We start from the raw sequence: 20,378 nt of genomic DNA, 5'->3' as shown, positions 1-20,378 counted from the left end.
GCCATGATGCACCTTGCCGAAGCGGCAGTGTCACTGGAGCTCGAAACCCCCGAGATGACACTGAATATCGGCCCGCAACACCCATCGACGCACGGCGTGCTGCGACTCAAGGCCCGGATCGATGGAGAACGTATCGTCGACGTTCAACCGGTGATCGGCTATATGCACCGAGGGTACGAGAAACTCGCCGAGGTACGCACGTACCCGCAGATCATCGCTTTGTTGAACCGGATCGATTGGGTGTCCGGGTATGCCAACGAGATCCCGTTCGTGGTCGCGGCAGAGCGCCTGATGGAGATCGAGCCACCACCGCGAGCGCAGTACATCAGGCTCATCCTCACCGAGATGGCGCGTATCGGATCGCACTTCCTGTTCATGGCGTCCTACCCGCTGGAGTTGGGTGCCGCTTCCCCGTTCTTCTTCGCCTTTCGTGAACGCGAGCGAGTGCTCGACCTCATCGAGTCGGTGACCGGAGGGCGGTTCCATCCGAACTTCAATCGGATCGGCGGTATCAAACCCGTGGCCGGCGCCGGTGCCACCCAGAAGAAGGTCGTGCAGGACCTCCCGAAGGGCTTCTACGCGGAGACTCGGGAGGCAATGGCGAAAGTCCTCGCCGTTTGTGACGAGCTGTACGATCTGATCGTCGGCAACGAGATCCTGTTCGGCCGGACGAAGGGCATCGGCGTGATGAGCGCCGAACTCGCCGCTGCGTACGGAGTCTCCGGCCCGAACCTGCGTGCGTCCGGCCCGGAGTTCGACCTTCGCAGGACCGAGGATTACCTGCCGTATGACGACTTCGATTTCTGGGTGCCGACCGGTGAAGCGGGGGACTGCTACGACCGCTACATCATGCGGCTCCACGAGATCCGAGTGTCGGCCAAGCTCATTCTCGAGGCCATCGACGGAATCCCGGAAGGGCCGATCATCGCCAAGGTGCCGAAGGTGATCAAGCTTCCGAAGGGCGAGATCTACATGCGGGCCGAGAACCCGAAGGGCGAGATGGGCTACTACCTGGTCTCCGAGGGGGGCACGGGCCCGTACCGGTTCAAGGTGCGCACCGCCTCGTTCTCGAACATCTCGGTGCTTCCGGAGTTGCTCGAAGGGGTGTTGGTTCCGGACCTCATCGCCATCTTCGGCAGCTTCGACTTCGTATTGGGAGACGTGGATCGATGAGCCGGTTCTCAGTCATCGGTATTCAGTCTTCAGTTCCCCACACCGTGCCGGGCGACTGTCGACTGCTGACCGTTGACTTCGGCCCGCCGGAGGTGGGCCGGTGAGCTTCGGTCTCGAACTCGTCATCAAGCTGGTGGTGGTCTTCGCGATCGTGCCGGCGACGGCGCTCGTCGTCGGATACGCCGAGTTGAAGCTGTCCGCGCACATGCAGTCACGGGTCGGTCCGTACTACGCAGGGGGCCGATGGGGCTGGGCGCAACTCATCGCCGACGGTCTGAAGTTCCTCCAGAAAGAGGACATCATTCCCAACAACGCCGACCGTCCGGTGTTCTCTCTGGCGCCGGTTCTCGTGATGATCTCGACCGTTGCCGTGTTCTTGATCATTCCCTTCGGTTCGAGTGCTTACGCCATCGGCGCCGATCTCGGCCTGGGCATCTTCTACGCCCTGGCGATCTGCTCGGTTGGTACGCTCGGGGTGCTCATGGCCGGGTGGTCGTCCGGCAACAAGTATTCACTGATCGGCGCACTGCGGGCCGGTGGCCAACTCATCGCATATGAACTGCCGATGGTGCTTGCCGTCGTGGGCGTCGTCATCCAGGCCGGCACCATGTCGATGCAGGGCATCGTCGAAGCGCAGATCGTTCAGGGATGGCCGTTCGCGTTCACCCAGTTCGTCGGATTCTTCCTGTTCCTGCTGGCCGCCCTCGCCGAGATGAACCGAACCCCATTCGACATGCCGATCGCCGAGTCCGAGTTGGTGACCGGATACCTCACCGAGTACTCGGGGTTCCGGTTCCTCTTCTTCTTCCTCGCCGAGTACGCCGGCATCTTCGCCTACTCGGCGATCGCAGCGACCCTCTTCCTGGGTGGCTGGGGCTTCTGGGGGGTAACGACACCGGTGGCGGGTCCATTCATCGTGGTCGCCAAGACGTTGGCGCTCTCATTCCTGGTGATCTGGCTCCGCTGGACGTTCCCACGCTTTCGGGAGGACCAACTGCAGGCGATCGCATGGAAGTGGCTCGTCCCGCTGGCGCTTGCCAACATCGCCGTCACGGCAGTCTTCAAGGTGGTGTTCTGAATGCGCCGATTCGCACGCATCGCCCACGTTCCGCAGGCCATCGACGCCGGATGCTTCACCCTCGTCCTTCGAGCACCGCGCCGGATACGTCTTCTTCCCGCGTCCTCGCCTTCGACACCGACGGCTCGGTGCCGTCCGCACGCTACCCACGGGATGGGGCACTGATGGCGCTCTACACCGGCAAGGGACTTCTCAAAGGTCTTTGGGTGACCTTCAGCACCATGTTCACGAAGCCCGTCACGGTGATGTATCCGGACGAGAAAGAAGTCCCGGTGACGAGGGCCCGCGGCGTCATCGCACTCGATGAGGAAGCGTGCACGGTCTGCATGCTGTGCGCCCGCAACTGCCCGGACTGGTGCATCTACATCGAAGGGCACAAGGAGGAGAAGCCGCCGAGCAGGCCGGGCGGCCGCCCGCGCAGTCGTGCGGTTCTCGACCGCTTCGACATCGACTACGCACTGTGCATGTACTGCGGGATCTGTGTCGAAGTGTGCCCTTTCGACGCTCTGTTCTGGAGCCCCGAGTACGAATACGGCGAGTACGACATGCAGTCGCTGCTGCACGACAAGGCCAAGTTGGGCGAGTGGCTCGCAACGGTGCCGGAGCCTCCGGCGTTGGAGGAGAAGTGATGGACGGCTGGTTCGCAGAAGCTTCCAACTGGTGGTTCCTCGTGCTGGCGGTGTTCATCGCCGTCTCTGCCCTGCGGGTCGTGACGGCGACCAATATCGTGCATGCGGCGCTGTTCCTCGTCGCCGCACTCGCCGGCACGGCCGGGCTGTTCCTCGTGCTCGGCGCGCAGTTCGTTGCCTGGGTGCTCGTGCTCGTCTATATCGGTGCCGTAATCGTGCTCTTCCTGTTCGGCATCATGATCACCAGGGCTCCGACCGGCCCGAAAGCCGAAGTCGACAACCCCCGCAAAGGTTTGGCCGCCACGGCAGCTCTGCTGACGTTCGCCGTGATGGCGTTCTCGTCCATCTCGGCGTTCGGAGGTCGGATGGTGAGCAAAGTCGGCACCGGGACGGCAACGGAGCTCATCGGCAACCAGTTGATGAGTCGCTTCGTTCTCCCGTTCGAGGTCGTCTCGTTCGTCCTGTTGGCAGCCCTCATCGGCGGGATCACACTCGCTCGGGCCGACGAGTCGCCTGCGGATGACGAAGCCGATGAAGGGGAGACGACATGACACGGCCGACATCCCCCGGGCACGAGGTGCCGAGTGCCGAACATCGCGGCCGTCCGACGGGAGGACACGAATGACCCTCGTCCAGTACCTGATCCTCGGTGCGCTGATGTTCTCGCTTGGAGTGTATGGCCTGTTGATCCGCCGCAACGCCGTCATGGTCCTGCTGGCGATCGAGTTGATGCTCAACGCCGTCAACCTCAACCTCATCGCCTTCGAAGCCGCGTTGCGCACGTCGTTCGCCGGAGGCCAGGTGTTCGCGATCTTCGTGATCAGCGTGGCTGCCGCCGAGGTCGGCATCGGTCTTGCCATCGTGCTGCTCATCTTCCGGAATCGACGTTCTGCGAACGTAGACGAGCTCGATCTGATGAGGTGGTGACGCCGTGATACCCCAGATCCTCGCTTCTGAAGAGATCGTCCACGCAACCACCGGCGGATGGCTCGCACAGTGGGCATGGCTGATCGTCGTCGTTCCGTTTGCCGCCATGCTTGCGATCATCTTCTTCGGCAAGCGCATGCCGCGCGAAGGCGGCGAGATCGCCGTCGGTGCGATGGGATTCGTGTTCGTCTACGCCGCGGTGCTGTTGATCCTCAACATCACCCAGGGAGTCGTCTACGAACACAGCATCCAGGTGGCACAGATCGGCAGCGTCACCGTCGAGTGGGGATGGGTCGTCGACGGGCTTTCGACGATGATGTACTTCGTCGTCGGGACCCTGTCATTCCTGGTCTTTACGTACGCCCTCGGGTATATGAAGGGCGACGTGCGTGTGACATGGTTCTTTGCCGCATTCACGTTCTTCGCCGGGTCGATGCTCGTACTCGTGTCGGCCCCGAACCTCATCCAGCTGATCGTCGGATGGGAGGGCGTCGGGATTGCCTCCTATCTGTTGATCGGCCACTACTGGGAGCAGAAAGAGAACTCCTCTGCCGGCATGAAGGCTTTCTATACGAACAAGGTCGCCGACATCGGCCTGATCATCGGGGCGATCATCCTCGGGACTGCCGTCGGTTCGTTCCGCTATTCGAGCATCCTCGACGCGGCCACGGCGAACGCCGCCGTTCTGCGACCGGTCGCGGTGCTCGGTGGCGTGCTGTTGTTCATCGGGGCGATGGGCAAGAGCGCCCAGTTCCCGTTCCACGTCTGGCTGCCGGATGCGATGGCGGGGCCGACGCCGGTGTCGTCACTGATGCATGCGGCCACCATGGTGACCGCCGGCGTGTACCTCATCGCCCGCATGTACCCCCTGTATGCCGGGATGGCCGCCGACATGAGGGTACTGATCGTCGTGATCGGTACCATCACCCTCCTCATCGCTGGGCTGCTGGCGATCGTCCAGGACGACCTGAAGCGCGTCCTCGCCTATTCCACGGTGAGCCAACTGGGCTACATGGTGGCAGCACTCGGCGCCGGCGGGTACACGGCCGGGCTGTTCCATCTGTGGACCCACGCCTTCTTCAAGGGTCTGTTGTTCCTCACCGCAGGCTCGGTGATCCACGCGGTGCACTCCAACAACATGAGCGATATGGGGGGTTTGCGCAAGAAGATGCCGGTGACGTTCTGGTCGTTCACCTCGGCCACGCTCGCTCTCGTGGCCATCATCCCGTTCGCCGGGTTCTTCTCCAAAGACGAGATCTTGGCGACGCTCGGTCAGAACGGATATCGGGCTGCCATGTGGGTAGGGATCCTGGGGGCGTTCATCACTGCCTTCTACATGGGGCGCGCCATGTTCCTCACGTTCTTCGGCACGTACAAGGGCGACGCGCATGTTCACGAATCCCCGGCGGTCATGGCTGTTCCCATGGCGATCCTGGGAGTCGCCGCGCTCGTCGCAGGATGGGTGAACATCCCCGGCATCTACGAGGGGTTCCACGAGTGGGTGGGCGTGCGAGCCATCACCTTCCCCTCGTTTGCACCGGAGGCGTTCGATGTGCCGGTGATGCTCACCGGGCTGGGTTTTGCGCTGGCGGGTCTGATCATCGCCTACTTCTTCTACTACGCGGATGCGGACACGCAGGTCGCGCGGGATCGGGTGCGAATCCCGGTACTGTGGCCGTTCCTGGAGCACAAGTACTACCTCGACGACTTGTACCTGGCGATGCTGGTCAACCCGATCAAGGGGCCGATCGCCAGAGCAGTCGACTGGAGCAACTCGTACATCATCGACGGGGTCGTCAACGGCGCAGGCGTTCTCGCCCGCCTGATCTCCCGTTTCGTGTACGGGGACCTCGACCAGAAGGGCATCGACCTGGCGGTGAACACCGCAGCGATCGTCACCGGCTCGGCGGGCGGGCGGGTACGACGGTTGCAGACCGGGAAGGTGCAGCAGTACGCCGCCATGACGCTTGTCGGTGTGGCGCTACTGGTGATCGCAATCGTGATATTCACCTAGGAGGATGGACAGATGGCATGGTTCGATAACGGATGGGGCTTGTCGTGTTCTTGCCGCTGGCAGGAGCACTGGCGGTGATGCTCACCTCGAAGAAGAACCTGGCCGCTGTCAAGGGGCTCGGGTTGACGTTCACCGCACTGCCCGTCGTGCTCGCCGCCGTGATGATCGCCCGCTTCAACTACGGCGCAGGATCTTCCGCATTCCAGTTCGGCACGAATCTTCCGTGGATCGTCTCGATCAACGCCCGGTACCACATCGGCGTCGACGGGATCTCGTTGCCGATGCTGGCCCTGTCGGTCGTGCTCACGATGCTGGCGGTGATCTACACGTTCAACCATTGGCCGGAGCCGTACAACCCGAAGGCGTTCATGGCCCTCATCCTGATCCTGGGCACGGCGATGAACGGAACGTTCGTTGCTCTCGACCTGGTGCTGTTCTTCGTGTTCTTCGAGCTGGTGCTCCTCCCGATGTACTTCATGATCGGTATCTGGGGCGACAAGACGAAGATGAAGGTTCCCGGGTTCAAGATCGAGGCGGAGACACGTCTTTACGCCGCGATCAAGTTCTTCGTGTTCACCTTGTTCGGGTCTGCGTTCATGCTGCTGGGATTCCTGGCGCTCTACTACCGCTCCGGCGCCTCCGCGCCCTTCGTCCGAACGTTCGACATTCCGAAGCTGATCGACCTCGGCACGTCAGGCGCATTCGGCGGCACGTTCGCGTTCCTCGTCTTCGGGGCCCTGTTCCTCGGGTTTGCGGTGAAGGTGCCGATGTGGCCGCTGCACACCTGGCTTCCGGATGCCCACACGGCCGCACCGACGGTGGGTTCCGTGCTGTTGGCCGGAATCCTGCTGAAACTCGGCTCGTACGGGTTCATTCGGATCAGCCTGCCGATCCTTCCCCAGGAGGCGCGGCACTGGGCGCCTGCCATTGCGGTCCTGGCGGTGATCGGGATCATCTATGGAGCGCTCGCCTGTCTGGCTCAGTCGGACATGAAACGGCTGATCGCGTTCTCGTCGGTCGGTCACATGGGGTTTGTCATGCTGGGCATCTCGACGCTCACGGTGGTGGGCATCAACGCGGCGGTGATCGGGATGGTCGCTCACGGGTTGATCACGGGCCTGCTGTTCTTCGTGGCGGGGTCGATGGCGCACCGCTATCACACACGAGATATGGCCCGACTGGGCGGCAACCAGAAGCTGATGCCGAAGATGGGCGCCATCCTCGGCTTTGCCGCGATCGCCTCGCTGGGTCTGCCCGGCCTCGCAGGCTTCTGGGGCGAGTTCCTGTCGCTGGTCGGATCGTACAACCCGGCGGCAGGTCTGAGCCTGGGCGTATTCCGTACGGCGATGGTGCTCGGCGCGATCGGCACCGTGCTGACGGCCGGATACATGCTGTGGATGCTGCAACGGGTGAACCTCGGTGAGCCGAGTGCCGAATGGGAAGGCCATGCACTGGTCGATGCCGATCCTTACGAGCTGAGCGCATGGGTGCCACTCATGGTGTTCGTCGTGGCCATCGGCGTGTTCCCCCGGTTGGTGTTCGGGGCAACCAACGGCGCCGTCGTGGCGCTGGTGACCAAGGCGTTTGGGGGCTGACGGGTGATCGACTACCTGGCACTGGCGCCCGAGATCATCATTGCGGCCACCGCCATGGTGGTGCTGCTTGCCGACTTGTGGCTGTCGAAGGAACGCAAGTTCTGGGCCGCCATCATCGCGGTGATCGGAACGACGCTCGCTGCGGTGCCGTTGGTCGTGATGGCGTTGTCCCCGGTCGGGGTCAGGGTCCTGTTCGACGGCAGCTATGTCGTCGATCCATTCGCACTCGTCATGAAGGGTGTGTTCCTCATGGCGGGCTACGTCGTGTTGCTGATGTCGTTCTCGTACGTGGAATCGGACCGCTACTACGAAGGCGAGTACTACTTCCTGCTGTTGCTGTCGATTCTCGGTTCGCTGGTGCTTGCGTCCGGCCGGGATCTGATCAGCCTGTTCATCGGGATCGAGCTGGTGGCCACTCCCATGTACGTGTTGTCCGGGTTCCGTAAGGGCGATCTGAAGTCGAATGAGGCTGCCCTCAAGTACTACCTGCTGGGTGTCCTCGCGTCTGCGCTGCTGCTCTACGGGTCTTCGTTCGTGTACGGTCTCACCGGGGCCCTCACGTACGATCGGATCGCCGCCGCGGCCGGGGGTCTCGTGCATGAGCCGGCATTCATCATGGCGGTGCTGTTCATCCTTGCCGGGATCGGGTTCAAGGTGTCGGCGGTGCCGTTTCACTTTTGGGCACCGGACACCTACGAGGGTGCACCCATTCCGATTGCCGCGTACCTGTCGGTGAGCTCGAAGACGGCCGGGTTCGTTGCGCTGATGGCGATCGCGTACCGGGCATTCGGCCCGGCCTCGGCGGTGTGGGCGCCGATGGTGTGGGTGATGGCGGCGCTGTCGATGACGCTCGCCAACCTGTCGGCGCTCAAACAGGACAACATCGTCCGGATGCTCGCGTACTCGTCGATCTCCCACGCAGGGTTCATGCTGGTCCCGTTCGTGGTCGCGCCCTACGTGGGACCCGAGGGCCTCGGGGACGCCGTGGCCGCCACCGTGACCTATCTGGTGATCTACGCGTTCATGAACCTGGGCGCCTTTGCCCTCGTGATCGCCGGCTCCCGCAAGGCCGGGTCGGGGGATATCGACGGGTGGGCGGGGATGGCCACCTACGCTCCGGGCCTCGCCTCTCTCGGCGTCGTGTTCTTCTTCGGCCTGGCGGGGATCCCGCCGCTCGCCGGATGGTTCGCCAAGTTCGTGATGTTCCGGGTCGCGTTGACCGCGGGGAGCGGTTGGGCGGTCGCGCTTGCAGTGATTGCAGCACTCAACTCGGTGGTGGCGATCTACTACTACGCACGGGTCGTGAAGGCGATGTGGATGGATCCGGTCCCGGCGACGGTTCCCGAGGCCGAGATCCGGGAGCGCCCGACCTCGATGGCGTTGAGCCTGGCGCTGGGGATCACCGCAGCGGTCGTGCTGGTCGCCGGTGCGGTCCCGGGCATCGTGACGTTCTTCTCGGATGCGACGAAAGTTCTGGCCGGCGGCTTCTAATTCCCCGTTCTCGTGACGTTTGACAGGGATTATTCCCGCGAGGCGTCACGAGAAGCGGGAGCCTAGGCTGGCGGCATGAGTGCCAAACCCGAAGACTTGACTGCCGACGATCTTTACCTCTTCAACGAAGGGTCCCACACGCGCCTGTACGAGAAGCTGGGCGCGCACCTGGTCGATGACGGCTGTCGTTTCGCGGTGTGGGCTCCCGACGCCGGCTATGTGTCGGTGGCCGGTGACTTCAACGACTACGACGAAACGGCCAACCCGCTGGAGCCCCAAGGCGACTCCGGCATCTGGGCAGGGTTCGTACCGGGTGTCGAGAAGGGCCAGACGTACAAGTACCTGGTTCGGAATCGAGATTCGGGCAACGAGGTGTACAAGGCGGATCCGTACGCAACCTACGCGGAGATACCGCCTCGATCCGCCTCGGTCGTGTGGGATCTCGACTACGAGTGGGAGGACGGTGACTGGATGGCCTCGCGGGGCGACCACAACCGTGCCGACGGTCCGATCGCCATCTACGAGGTGCACCTCGGTTCCTGGCGCAAGGGCGGGGATGGCGGCACACTCGGCTACCGGGAGATGGCACCGCTGCTCGCCGAGTACGTGCGGGAACTCGAGTTCACCCATGTCGAGTTCCTTCCCGTGATGGAGCATCCGTTCGGCGGCTCGTGGGGCTACCAGACCACCGGCTACTTCTCGCCGACATCGCGTTTCGGGACACCGCAGGACTTCATGTTCCTCGTCGACACGCTTCACCAGGCCGGTATCGGGGTGATCCTGGACTGGGTGCCTTCACACTTCGCCACCGACGAGCATGGACTGGGCCTCTTCGACGGCACCCACCTGTACGAGCATGCCGATCCCCGTCAGGGCTTCCATCCCGACTGGGGCAGCTATGTGTTCAACCACGGACGGAATGAGGTTCGCTCGTTCCTCCTCTCATCTGCGCTGTCCTGGCTCGACCGCTACCACGCCGACGGCATCAGGGTCGACGCGGTCGCCTCGATGCTCTATCTCGACTACTCACGCAAAGAGGGCGAGTGGATTCCGAATCGGTACGGTGGCAACGAGAACCTCGAGGCGATCGACTTCCTGCGCCGCTTCAACGAGGAGGTGTACGGGGCGTATCCGGACGTGCAGACATTCGCCGAGGAGTCGACCGCCTGGCCGATGGTGTCCCGCCCCACCTACCTGGGCGGCCTCGGGTTCGGGTTCAAATGGGACATGGGCTGGATGCACGACACGCTCGCCTACTTCTCGCTGGATCCCATCTACCGTCGGTTCCATCACAACGAGCTGACCTTTCGAGGCTTGTACGCGTTCACCGAGAGCTACATCCTGCCGCTGTCCCACGACGAGGTCGTGCACGGGAAGGGATCGCTGATCGGCAAGATGCCCGGTGACGACTGGCGCAAGTTCGCCAACCTGCGCCTGCTGTTCTCCTCGATGTTCGGTCAGCCCGGCAAGAAGCTGCTGTTCATGGGCGGGGAGATCGCCCAGTGGTCCGAGTGGGATCACGACGCGAGCGTGGACTGGAGCCTGCTCGAGTGGGAGCCCCACCGCGGGGTGCGCAGTCTGGTGGCCGACCTGGCGCGCCTGTACCGCGAGGAACCGGCGTTGCACGAGATGGACTGCGACCCGGCGGGGTTCGAGTGGGTCGAGGCGAACGATCCGGGATCGAGTGTCCTGGCCTATCTTCGCAAAGGTCCCGACGACATGGTGCTCGTGGTGATGAACTACACACCGGTGCCACGCTACAACTACCGGTTGGGAGTGCCGCGAGACGGTGTGTGGACCGAGATCCTCAACAGTGACGCAGCCGTGTACGGCGGCTCGGGCATGGGTAACCTCGGGGGAATCGAGGCTCATGACTCTCCCTCACACGGCAGGCCGTTCTCGGTCAACGTCACCGTACCTCCCCTCGGCGCGGTCTTTCTGAAGCATGCCGGGTGATGCCGGTGCGAGGAGGAGAGCCGCTCAATCTGTGCCGATCTGATGGGATACTCCGTCTTGTGGAGAAACGCGGTTTCGTTACATACGGCGGCAACGTTCACGAGGCTGCATGGTTCGATCGGTCGTGAGGACTGATTCGGGGCGTCGGCCGTTGCGGGATCAACTGATCGAACAGATCCGTCAGGAAGGCCCGATGCCGTTCGAGGAGTTCCAGGCGATCGCCCTCTACGACCCTGAGGACGGTTTCTTCGGCTCCGGGAAGCTGCGGTCGACCAAGGAAGGCGACTTCCTGACGAGCCCGGAGGTGAGCCCCCTGTTCGGCGAGACGCTCGCCAAGTTCGTCGACCGGATCTTCTCTTCCCCCTCGGAGGGAAGAGGCCCCGGCGAGGAACGAACCGGCGGCGATGGGGGCAGGTGTGGAGCCGGGGCGGCTGGAGGCGGGCACATCCTCGTCGAGGTCGGCGCCGGCTCCGGCTCCCTTCTGAGACCGCTCCTCGCCTCGCTCGAGCATCCTGTAGATGCGTGGGCGGTGGAGGCTTCCGTGGCGGCCCGGGCGGCTCTCGGGGAGATACTCCCCGGACAGGACATCGTCTCATCCCTCGACGAGATCCCTGCGCCGTTCTCGGGTGTCATCATCGCCAATGAGCTGCTCGACAACCTGCCTGTCTCCATCGCCGTTCGCAAGGGCGAGACGTGGGAGGAGCGTTGGGTCGGTGTCGAGGACGGTCGTCTCGTGCCGGTTCCACATCCGGCGCGCCCGGAAGTGACCGCATGGGCGAATCGGTTCGGTCTGCCCTGTCCAGAAGGGGGACGTGTCGAGGTGCAGCTTGCCGCATCCGAGTGGCTCCGCCGGGCTCTCGACGCGCTGGTGTGGGGAGCAGTCGTGGTGGTCGACTATGGCGAGACCGCCGAGAAGTTGGAGCACCGTCGTGCCGAAGGCACGCTGCGCACCTACCGAGCGCACCATCTCGGCCCCGATCCGTTGGCAGAGCCGGGTGAGACCGATATCACGGCCGATGTGAACTTCAGCGCACTCCTGGCCGTCGCCGAAGCTGCCGGAGCCTCGGCCGAGATGCACCGTCAGGACGAGTTCCTGGCTTCCCTCGGTCTGGCCGACCGTGTCCGCGGACTGCGGGAACAGGAACTGGCCCTCGCTCGCGACGGTGACCCCATGGAACGCTTGAAAGTGCGGTCCGATCGGACGAACGCGGAGACACTCATGCATCCTCGCGGTCTGGGCGACTTCCGGGTGTTGATCGCACACAAGTGAAAAGGCGTGCAAGTCCCGCCCGGTTCACTCCACCGCTCGACGGGTCGTCGAGCGAGTGGCGGCGGTGTCCTGGGAGGATCATGCCGGCAGGTGCGTCACGACAGGGCAAACCGAAGGACCGGTCCGAAGGCGATCTCTGTTCGAGGTAACGATCGCCTCGGGCGGTGTGCATGGCCGATGCTCGTTGGCTTCCGGGAGTGCACCGAACCGCGTCGGGGTAGGATTCAGGAGCATCGGGAACCGTTGAACCGGTCGGGATCGTCGAAGTGGTGGTTCATCAGGAGACGAGAACGATGAGATCGATCACACTTGTCATCGTCACCGCCATCGTGCTGACGGCCTGCGGTGCACCCGGCCAGGTGCCTGCGGCCGTCTCGGGGACGTCCACGACGGTGGTCCCCGCGGCGACAACGGTACCGACGGCCGAGACGACGGCGGCTGCGAACACGACGGCCGTCGAACCTGCGGCCGGTGCGAATGCCACCACGACCACCGAGCCCGCACCGGCACCGACCACGACCGCTCAGGAAAGCACTACGGTTACCACCGTGACGGTTCCGCCTTCCGAACGTATCGGAGAACCGATCGCTGCCGCGGTTCCGTCGTGGTTCGTGGCCGACACGACCGTGCCCGCCTCGTTGGAATCGGCGGCGCGCAAGCGTTTGGCAGCCGATCTCGACGTCTCCGAGGCCGAAGTGGTCTCTCTGGGGGCGATGGCGGTGCAGTGGCCGAGCTCGGCTCTGGGCTGTCCGGAGAAGGGGATGGTGTACCTGCAGGTCATCATCGACGGGTATCTCATGTACTTCCAGGTGGGGCAGAGCACCTATTCGGTCCACGCCGATACCAGCGGCAACTTCGTTGTGTGCTCACTCCCCGGCGAACCTCAGATCGTCGCCTTCAAGTAGCGGCCGGCTCTTCTTCCGGCCAGGCCGCTCGACTCTCGGTCCCCGGCGAGGCCGCCGAAGCCGAAGAAAGCCCGACACAGGGAGGGGCGCCGATCCTGTCGGCGCCCCTCCGGCTCGTCGCATGGTCGTGAACGGATCAGCGGATCCTGTGATCCCTGTCCGTGCTCCCGTGGTCCATGCACCTGCCCATTCTGCATTCCTCTTCGAGCTCGACGATCTTGACCTGCTTCCTCTCCTCGTTGTTGGGGAAGAACCACACCATCGTTCCGGAGGCGGGTGCCAGGTCCACCGTGGTCCTTTCACCCGGTGCCAGGCCGAACGAGCCGACACTCGGCACCACCTCGTCGGCGAGGTCGATGCTCCCGCTCTGGACATCGACGGAACCGGCCGATCCGAACACGACCATCTGGTAGTCGAAGGTGGTGTCGTCGGGCGCCAGGAAGCCGCTCAGGCCCCAGCGATCGACCGTGAGCGTCATCACCCGGTCGTTGTAGTCGGCGTCCGCGTACCATTCGAGGAAGCCTCCCCCGTTCACTATGTCGAACAGCGCCGTGACGACCTGGCCGGTGGGAGCACTGCCGAGGAGGAACCCGAGGTCGGCTGCGACCAGCACATAGTCGGGGCTCCCGTCCTGGTTGGTGTCGAGGTAGATATCGACCTCGCCCTCCGACGGGGCACTCCAGGCCCTGTCCATCGACACGCCGAATTGCACGACGTCGTACGGACCGAACGCGTTCGTGCGGTAGCCGGTGGCGTCGATGGCGAACGGGGTCTTGTCGAGCAACTGTCCGCCCCGCTCCGCCAGGGTGAAGCCCTCGGCGAACCCGATCGTCCGCGAGTAGTTCCTGATGGTGATCGAGTCACTACCGGCTCTATGCACCTCGAACTTCGCCGCAGGATCGAGCACCGCCAGGTAGCCGACCTGGAGTTCCTCGGTACCGCTGGTGAGGGTGAGCCACCCGTCCACCTCGGTCTGGGAGTAATAGCCGAAGTCGGCCGGCATCGCCGCGGGATCGAGGCTGATCTTGACCTCGATCTTCTTCGTTCGTCCCGCCCTGACCTTCACCAGGCTCGGCGCCGTCACCGTGACACCGGGAACCGTCTGGTTGGGCGTTACGGTGATCGAGTAGGTCTTGGTGGTGTCACCGAAGTTGGTGACCCTCACCTCGGCCTCCTCACGGTCGCGCCGGGTCGGGTCCAGGTAGCCGAACGACACGCCACCGGGCATCGCCATCGAGCCCAGGCCGAGCGTCCGATCGGCTCGCACCACGCCGACGCCCTGGCGGGCCAGCGGATAGGTGGCGCCGCTCTGGTCGTGACCCACAACGGTGCCGTTCTGGATCAGCGCCTTCACCTGCGCCGGTGACCAGTCGGGGTGCTGTTGCACCACGAGGGCCGCCAGGCCTGCCACGTGGGGCGAGGCCATCGAGGTGCCGCTGAACGTCGCCCCGAGCGTGCCGGTACCGACCGCGGCGGATGTGATCCCGAACCCGGGAGCCGCCACGTCGGGCTTGAACAGGTTGGTCACGCCGGGTCCCCGCGAGCTGAACGAGGCGAGTGTGTCGGCCAGATCCGGCCGCGGCAGGATGAATGCGGCGCTCAGGGTCACATTGACCGGTGTCCCCGAATCGAGGACATCCTTCAGAGTGGCTCCGTCGATGTCGCTGATCATGACCGCCGGGATGGTGATTCCGCCGCTGCTTCCGCCCATCACGATCGGTGGGCCGGGTTTGTTGTTGAACACCACAACGGCTACCGCACCCGCCGCCTGGGCGTTGAGGATCTTCTCCGAGAAGTAGCACGATCCGCGTTGGATCAACGCGATCTTTCCGCTGATCTCGCTCGGGTTGCCGAGTGTTGAGCATCCGTTCAACGGGTAGGCCACCGCCAGGTCTCCGGTGACTCCGGTGTCGTCCAGAGGCGGTGTGATCGCCGCTTCGGCCGCTTCGTACAGTCCTGCCACGTCCGAAGGTGAATTCACCCGGATCCCGAGTACCGAGTAGCCGCCGTCGACCGATGCCGCCACCGAGATGGCGCCGGGCGCCACGGCCGGAGCGCCGGTCACGTAGGGAATGTCGCCCTCGTTGCCGGCCGAGGCCACGACCACCACGCCGAGGCGAGATGCGTTCTCCGAGGCGATGGCCGACGGGTCGTTCGGCGAGCCGAACGCTGCGCCGAGGCTCATGTTGATGACATCCACATGGTCGTCGATCGAGCCATCCTGGTTCGGGTCGAGTGCCCGCTCGATGGCGAGCGACGTCAGGTTGGTGCTTCCCGCCTGATCGCCGAACACCTTGTAGGCGTAGATGAGCGCCTCCGGTGCCACGCCCGGACCGATCTCGAAGGTATTGGCCGTGTAGGCATCCGGACCATAGGGACCCGTGAAGGTCGTCCCGTCGGACAGCACGCCCTCACCCGCCGCCGAGCCGGCAACGTGGGTGCCGTGGCCGTACACGTCGAGCGGGTCGGGGTCGGGAGTCGGGGTCGCCGAGCCCAGGATCCCGGCGGCGTCGTAGGAGGTCCCGGCGAAGTCGTATCCGCCGATCACCTTCGCGGTCGGGAAGCTGCCGGGCTCGACGATCGCCGTGTCGTTCGTGGCGTACGCGGCCGCGCCAAGTCCACCGAAGTCCTTGTGGTCGTAGTCGACACCCGTGTCGATCACCGCCACGGTGATACCGGCGCCGGTGAGCGACAGATCATGCCATGCTGACGGCGCGCCTATCCACGGGACGCTCGTCTCGTTGGCCGGCGTGAACGTGGTCACCCGTGCCACCGACACCACGCCGGGGATCTCGGCCAGCTTGACCAGATCGCCCGGAGCCACATCGACGATGAAGCCGTTGGCGCCCACATCGAGCGAGGCGATCACCGTGGCTCCTGCAGCCGTCACGTCGTGTTCGGCATCCGCCTGCTCGCGTTCGACCTTGGCTTTCTGGGCCATTTGGGCGTTGTGCGACGGCCTGCGAGCACCCGACTCGACCGCACTCGCGACGAAGTCGGCGACCGACTTCTCGGACATCTGGACGAACACCTGGATGGTGCTCCCCGCCGCCATCGTCAACGTCTCGTCCAGCACGACGGGCCTGTCCCCGACGCGCTGTGGTGTCGCACGGTCCAGGGGGTTTGTCGCCCCTGCCGGTGCTGCCAATAGTCCTACCGTCAAAGCCATGACGGCAAGGAGAATGATGTAGCGTTTCACTGCGCTCCTCCCGAGTTGCGTTCAGGTACCCCCGCTGAGGAACACTCAGAGATCGCCCCCAGCGACCATTGTCGACTCTACCCTCGGCGGTTGAGCGGTGCACACAGAGTGAGGGGGTAATCCGTATCTCCTGCTGATACCGGCGGCGCGGTAGCATTCGTCCATGAACAACCTCAAGACCGTCGCCCTCCTCGGGTTCCTCTCCGCGTTGGTCTGGTATCTCGGGATGGCCTTGTTTCGCGGTTCCGGCGGTTTCTACGTGGGACTGATCTTCGCCGTCGGTATCAACCTTGTGGCCTACTTTTTCAGCGACAAGATGGCCCTGGCCGCGTCACGGGCTCGCCCGGTCACCGAGCAGGAACTTCCTCAGGTCTACTCCATCGTGCGGAACCTCACCACCCAGGCCGACATGCCGATGCCTCGCATCTACGTGATCGACTCGCCACAGCCCAACGCGTTCGCCACCGGGCGCAACCCGAGCCACGCCGCCGTGGCCGTCACCACCGGCATTCTGGGGATCCTCGACCGTGGCGAGCTCGAGGGCGTTCTCGGGCACGAGCTGTCACACGTCCGCAATCGGGATATCCTCATCAGCTCCATCGCCGCGATGCTTGCCGCCGCCCTGTCGATTTCCGCCCGCATGGCGTTTTGGTTCGGTGGCGGGCGGCGCAGCAGCCGTGACAACCCGCTCGGCGGGATCGTTGCCCTGGTGAGCCTCATCCTCGCCCCCATCGCGGCGATGATCATTCGTCTGGCCATCTCCCGTGCCCGTGAGTATCAGGCAGACGCATCCGGAGCGACACTCACCGGGCAGCCACTCAATCTGGCGAGCGCGTTGCGTAAACTCGAGATGGGGACGTCGCGCGTTCCGATGAACGTCAATCCGGCGGTCAGCCAGCTGTTCATCGCCGACCCACTCAAGGCGGTCAAGGGACGGAATCGCGGTGGGTTTGGCAAGCTGTTCTCGACGCACCCGCCGATCGAGGATCGGATCCGACGCCTCGAAGAGATAGCGAACGGGGACCGGTAGGTGATCACCCTTTCGCTCGAGGTGGCCGTCGATGTGGTCGCCACCGTCGGAGTGCTCGGCGGGCTGTGGGGCGGGATGGTGAGCACCCGGGCGGCGCTCAACGGTCCCGAGTGGGCGATGGAGCACCTCCGCAAGACGATACCGATCGCCATCGGGCTCAGCGTGCTCGGTGTTGCGGTCCTGATCCTCGTGCGACCCGCCTGGGTCGGCATCGGCGTCTTGTACACGACGGGCATGGTGGCGTTCATGTCCCGCGGCGTCTCGAGGTCGCTCGAGAGCGTCGCCGAAAGCAGTGGGCTGACGCCGATCACGCCGGACGGGAAGCAACGTATCCTTCGTCGCTCGGCCCGCATGCTCATCTTCGTCGGTGTCGCGCTCGTCGTGATAGCACTCCTCGACTATCGATGGCGGGGGGCGCCGGCACGCTTCGACTGGGTGCTGGCCGCCATGATGCTGATTCCCGGCCTCCTGGTGTGGAGTAAGGCCGGTCCGACGGCCTGATCCCGGCGCGTCGTCGTGTTCCTGTCAATGCTGGCGTCGCATACCGACGCTCATAGTGACAGGAAAAGCGGGGGTCTGATTCCTGTCAATGCTGGCGTCGCATATCGACGCTCATAGTGACAGGAAACTGGCGGCCACCCGAGCCGGTGTCGCCGGCCCATCACCCGTTGTGTCCGTATGCCCGGCTGCACCGGAACCCCTTCCTCGCTCTTCTCCTCCGGGGAGGCGATCCTGAGTACGTCTCCTGCAGGGGAAGCAGAGAGCGGCCTGGAGGACCTCCACCGCCGGGAGCAGTGTGGGACTGTCCTGCCTACCGGCCGGGGACCTGGAAGGTTCCGTCGGTGAACCCTGGGATATACCAGGCAGCAGGCATCCAGCGCGCGACGCCCTCCGCGAGGATTCGCGGTTCGGGATCGCCGGTGGCGCGCACGATCAAGAGCCGTTCCTCGGAGTCGATCGCCAGCACCCAGTTACCGTCGGGGGACCATCGCACCATCTCGAAACGGTAGTTGCGGGGACCGCGCACCTCGAGCAACAGCCGCGATTCCTTGTTCGGTTCCTGGATCATCAGGGTTGCGCCCCGTGTCGAACGATCGGCGGTGAGCACTGTTCCATCGGACCGGCGAGCGATGTCAGGCTTGGGGAAGAGAAGATCCGGTCCCGCCGTCGGTCCGGCATCGATCCGTTCGACGACCTGGTCCGACTCCGGGTCGATCAGCGCATACTGGGGTGGGTAGGTGGAGGTATCGAACGTCACGATCAGCCCGTCGGATGTCCATGCCAGACCGTTGCCGGCGATGTTCCGGTCGCACCGAAGCTCTCTGGGGACCCCACCGGCGGCGGGGACGACCTCGAGACAAGGGGGGTCGTCGCCGAAGGTGAACACCACCGTTCCGGGGATCGACGGGTCCGGATGCTCGGCGAGTGACGGATACTCGGGGAACGGGATGACGCCGAAGACCAGCACCACGGTAAGGACCAGTGCCAGCACCAGGACCGACAAGACGATGGCGAGTGTGGCGCGTTTCATGTTCCGGCCACCTCCTCACGGAGCCTTGCGATCAGCAGGGCCGCGCCGATGAGCACCACGCCGGAGAGGAACAGCGCCACCGGCACGCCGAGGGATTCCTCGAAGTAGGTGAAGATCAACTGAGGGAGGAACACGAAGACGGCGCCTGCTCCGCCGACGAGGAGCACCACTTCGCGCAGGGGCACGCTCGACGCAAGCATCACGGCGGCGCTGACCAGACCGAGCCACAGCGGCCAGGCGGTATCGAGCATGCCTGCCGCCATGCTTGGTCCGATGAGGATCGCGGCGATGCCGAGGGCGTATGAGGTGCCCGTCGGCTGCAGGGCTCCTCCCCATGCCAACAGGACGGTGGCGACGCCGATCCCCCAGACGATCAGCCCGAACCACTCGGTAGGCGACGGGTCGAATTGCGCGAAGGCGCTCAGCACCACGGCGTGAACACTGCCGACCAGGGCAATCACCTGCAAGACCTTGGGCAGCGCCTTCCACAGCAAGGCGGCGGCGACGAACGTCGGTACGGTGATCCACAGCACCTGGAACTCGTCGTGGACGGCGATGATTCGATCGGAGAAGACCCCGAACCACCCGGCGACGCCGACGATGCCGAGAAACCACAGGAAGCTCGACAGGCGCCGGACCGCCTCGCCCTCTCCGGTGCGTGACCAGGCGCCGGCGGCGAGGAAACCGATGGTCAACGCCCCGATCAGGGTGAGTTGAGCCCAGATCTCCAAGCGACCCCAGAACTGGGCGATGAACACCCACAGGGCGACGATCGCCAGGGCACCACCGAGATAACCGAGAACCTCTGCGATGAGTGTCGATCGGCGTGGCTGCTCGGCTGCCTCGAATCGGCTGATCGAAGCGGCTTGTTCGTCGGAGATCAGCTCGGCTTGCTTCCATCTCGTCAGACGTTCGTCGAGATCTCGCATCGAACCCCTCTCGTCGATCTCATCATGCCCCGAAAGCACACCCGTGGCAACCTGTGGCCGGCACGACCAGGTAGGTGGCGCGGATGGCCGGAGGGAGACTGTCGACCTCGGTACCGTTTGGCCCCGACTTGGGCCTGCCCCGGTTTTCGCACCGCCGAGAGGCAGCTAATCTACGGTCCGCCCGACCTGGCTTCGGGCCTGCCGGGATGCCCGAGCGGCCAAAGGGAGCAGACTGTAAATCTGCCGGCGATGCCTTCGGAGGTTCAAATCCTTCTCCCGGCACCCACCGCCACGGCGGTGTGACAACCTAGCCTCCTTAGCTCAGTTGGTAGTAGCGCCGCCATGGTAAGGCGGAGGTCTCCGGTTCGAGTCCGGAAGGAGGCTCGCACTCCCCGCAGAGCGGGTCGGCTCTCAGAGCAGGCCGGCGAGGGGTGGGCATGTCCGGGTGGGAAGCGCTTCGGGCAAGAGAAGTAGATCGAGGCGGCGTAGCTCAGTTGGTGAGAGCGCTCGACTCATAATCGAGAGGTCGGCAGTTCGAGTCTGCCCGCCGCTACGAGCGGGAAAGGGTTTTGTGATGGCGAAGGCGAAGTTTGAGCGGACGAAGCCGCATGTGAATGTGGGGACGATGGGTCATATTGATCATGGGAAGAC

Annotated in this window: 16 protein-coding genes and 3 tRNA genes; 16 read left to right on the top strand and 3 right to left on the bottom strand. The window is 64.3% G+C overall.

Going from position 1 to position 20,378, the window contains the following annotated elements; genetic code table 11:
• Window positions 1–6: 6 nt before the first annotated feature.
• The 11 genes from GXP34_10065 to GXP34_10015 all read left to right on the top strand — a co-directional run bounded on the left by GXP34_10065 (window position 7) and on the right by GXP34_10015 (window position 13,038).
• Window positions 7–1,173 (top strand): NADH-quinone oxidoreductase subunit D, encoded by a 1,167-nt coding sequence (locus GXP34_10065; GenBank protein ID NOY56313.1) that lies wholly within the window; start codon window positions 7–9, stop codon window positions 1,171–1,173.
• A gap of 100 nt (window positions 1,174–1,273) precedes the next feature.
• Entirely contained in the window at window positions 1,274–2,251 is a 978-nt protein-coding gene (gene nuoH, locus GXP34_10060) for an NADH-quinone oxidoreductase subunit NuoH (GenBank protein NOY56312.1), read from the top strand.
• A gap of 164 nt (window positions 2,252–2,415) precedes the next feature.
• Complete coding sequence (locus GXP34_10055) at window positions 2,416–2,880, top strand: NADH-quinone oxidoreductase subunit I (protein ID NOY56311.1); 465 nt, start codon at window positions 2,416–2,418, stop codon at window positions 2,878–2,880.
• A complete protein-coding gene (locus tag GXP34_10050; GenBank protein ID NOY56310.1) occupies window positions 2,880–3,431 on the top strand; it encodes an NADH-quinone oxidoreductase subunit J in 552 nt (183 codons plus the stop codon). The genes GXP34_10055 and GXP34_10050 overlap by 1 nt, the downstream gene beginning before the upstream one ends.
• 70 nt (window positions 3,432–3,501) lie before the next feature.
• Window positions 3,502–3,807, top strand: coding sequence for an NADH-quinone oxidoreductase subunit NuoK (gene nuoK / locus GXP34_10045; protein ID NOY56309.1), 306 nt, complete (start codon window positions 3,502–3,504; stop codon window positions 3,805–3,807).
• A 4-nt stretch (window positions 3,808–3,811) separates the two neighbouring features.
• Window positions 3,812–5,821: an NADH-quinone oxidoreductase subunit L gene (nuoL, locus tag GXP34_10040; protein ID NOY56308.1), complete on the top strand. Its 2,010-nt coding sequence runs from the start codon at window positions 3,812–3,814 to the stop codon at window positions 5,819–5,821.
• A gap of 32 nt (window positions 5,822–5,853) precedes the next feature.
• A complete protein-coding gene (locus GXP34_10035; GenBank protein ID NOY56307.1) occupies window positions 5,854–7,416 on the top strand; it encodes an NADH-quinone oxidoreductase subunit M in 1,563 nt (520 codons plus the stop codon).
• 3 nt (window positions 7,417–7,419) lie between these two features.
• Entirely contained in the window at window positions 7,420–8,907 is a 1,488-nt protein-coding gene (locus GXP34_10030; GenBank protein NOY56306.1) for an NADH-quinone oxidoreductase subunit N, read from the top strand.
• Window positions 8,908–8,982: 75 nt separating this feature from the next.
• The gene (gene glgB, locus GXP34_10025; protein ID NOY56305.1) at window positions 8,983–10,863 is read left to right on the top strand and encodes a 1,4-alpha-glucan branching protein GlgB; all 1,881 of its coding nucleotides are present in this window, start codon (window positions 8,983–8,985) and stop codon (window positions 10,861–10,863) included.
• A 109-nt stretch (window positions 10,864–10,972) separates the two neighbouring features.
• Window positions 10,973–12,133: a hypothetical protein gene (locus GXP34_10020; GenBank protein NOY56304.1), complete on the top strand. Its 1,161-nt coding sequence runs from the start codon at window positions 10,973–10,975 to the stop codon at window positions 12,131–12,133.
• A 293-nt stretch (window positions 12,134–12,426) separates the two neighbouring features.
• A complete protein-coding gene (locus GXP34_10015; protein NOY56303.1) occupies window positions 12,427–13,038 on the top strand; it encodes a hypothetical protein in 612 nt (203 codons plus the stop codon).
• Window positions 13,039–13,174: 136 nt separating this feature from the next.
• Here the strand turns inward: GXP34_10015 and GXP34_10010 are convergent, their stop codons facing one another.
• The gene (locus GXP34_10010; GenBank protein ID NOY56302.1) at window positions 13,175–16,237 is read right to left on the bottom strand and encodes a S8 family serine peptidase; all 3,063 of its coding nucleotides are present in this window, start codon (window positions 16,235–16,237) and stop codon (window positions 13,175–13,177) included.
• A gap of 163 nt (window positions 16,238–16,400) precedes the next feature.
• Here GXP34_10010 and GXP34_10005 point away from each other — a divergent pair, with 163 nt between their 5' ends.
• Both GXP34_10005 and GXP34_10000 read left to right on the top strand, forming a co-directional pair.
• On the top strand, window positions 16,401–17,267 hold the full coding sequence (locus GXP34_10005; GenBank protein NOY56301.1) for a zinc metalloprotease HtpX: 867 nt from the start codon (window positions 16,401–16,403) through the stop codon (window positions 17,265–17,267).
• Window positions 17,268–17,768 (top strand): hypothetical protein, encoded by a 501-nt coding sequence (locus GXP34_10000; protein NOY56300.1) that lies wholly within the window; start codon window positions 17,268–17,270, stop codon window positions 17,766–17,768.
• A 310-nt stretch (window positions 17,769–18,078) separates the two neighbouring features.
• On the opposite strand, the gene GXP34_09995 is transcribed toward GXP34_10000, so the two are convergent.
• The gene (locus GXP34_09995; protein ID NOY56299.1) at window positions 18,079–18,798 is read right to left on the bottom strand and encodes a hypothetical protein; all 720 of its coding nucleotides are present in this window, start codon (window positions 18,796–18,798) and stop codon (window positions 18,079–18,081) included.
• Entirely contained in the window at window positions 18,795–19,727 is a 933-nt protein-coding gene (locus GXP34_09990) for a DUF2157 domain-containing protein (protein NOY56298.1), read from the bottom strand. The genes GXP34_09995 and GXP34_09990 overlap by 4 nt, the downstream gene beginning before the upstream one ends.
• Before the next feature lie 200 nt (window positions 19,728–19,927).
• Here GXP34_09990 and GXP34_09985 point away from each other — a divergent pair.
• From GXP34_09985 to GXP34_09975, 3 genes are all read left to right on the top strand, one after another.
• A tRNA-Tyr gene (locus GXP34_09985) sits at window positions 19,928–20,009 on the top strand.
• A 28-nt stretch (window positions 20,010–20,037) separates the two neighbouring features.
• Window positions 20,038–20,111 (top strand) — tRNA-Thr (locus GXP34_09980).
• A gap of 95 nt (window positions 20,112–20,206) precedes the next feature.
• Window positions 20,207–20,280, top strand: a tRNA-Met gene (locus GXP34_09975).
• Window positions 20,281–20,378 lie beyond the last annotated feature (98 nt).

Source organism: Actinomycetota bacterium, assembly GCA_013152275.1.
Lineage (GTDB): Bacteria > Actinomycetota > Acidimicrobiia > Spongiisociales > UBA4744 > BMS3Bbin01.
The sequence above is the reverse complement of the archived record's forward strand: the minus strand, read 5'-3'. Positions and strand labels throughout refer to the sequence as shown.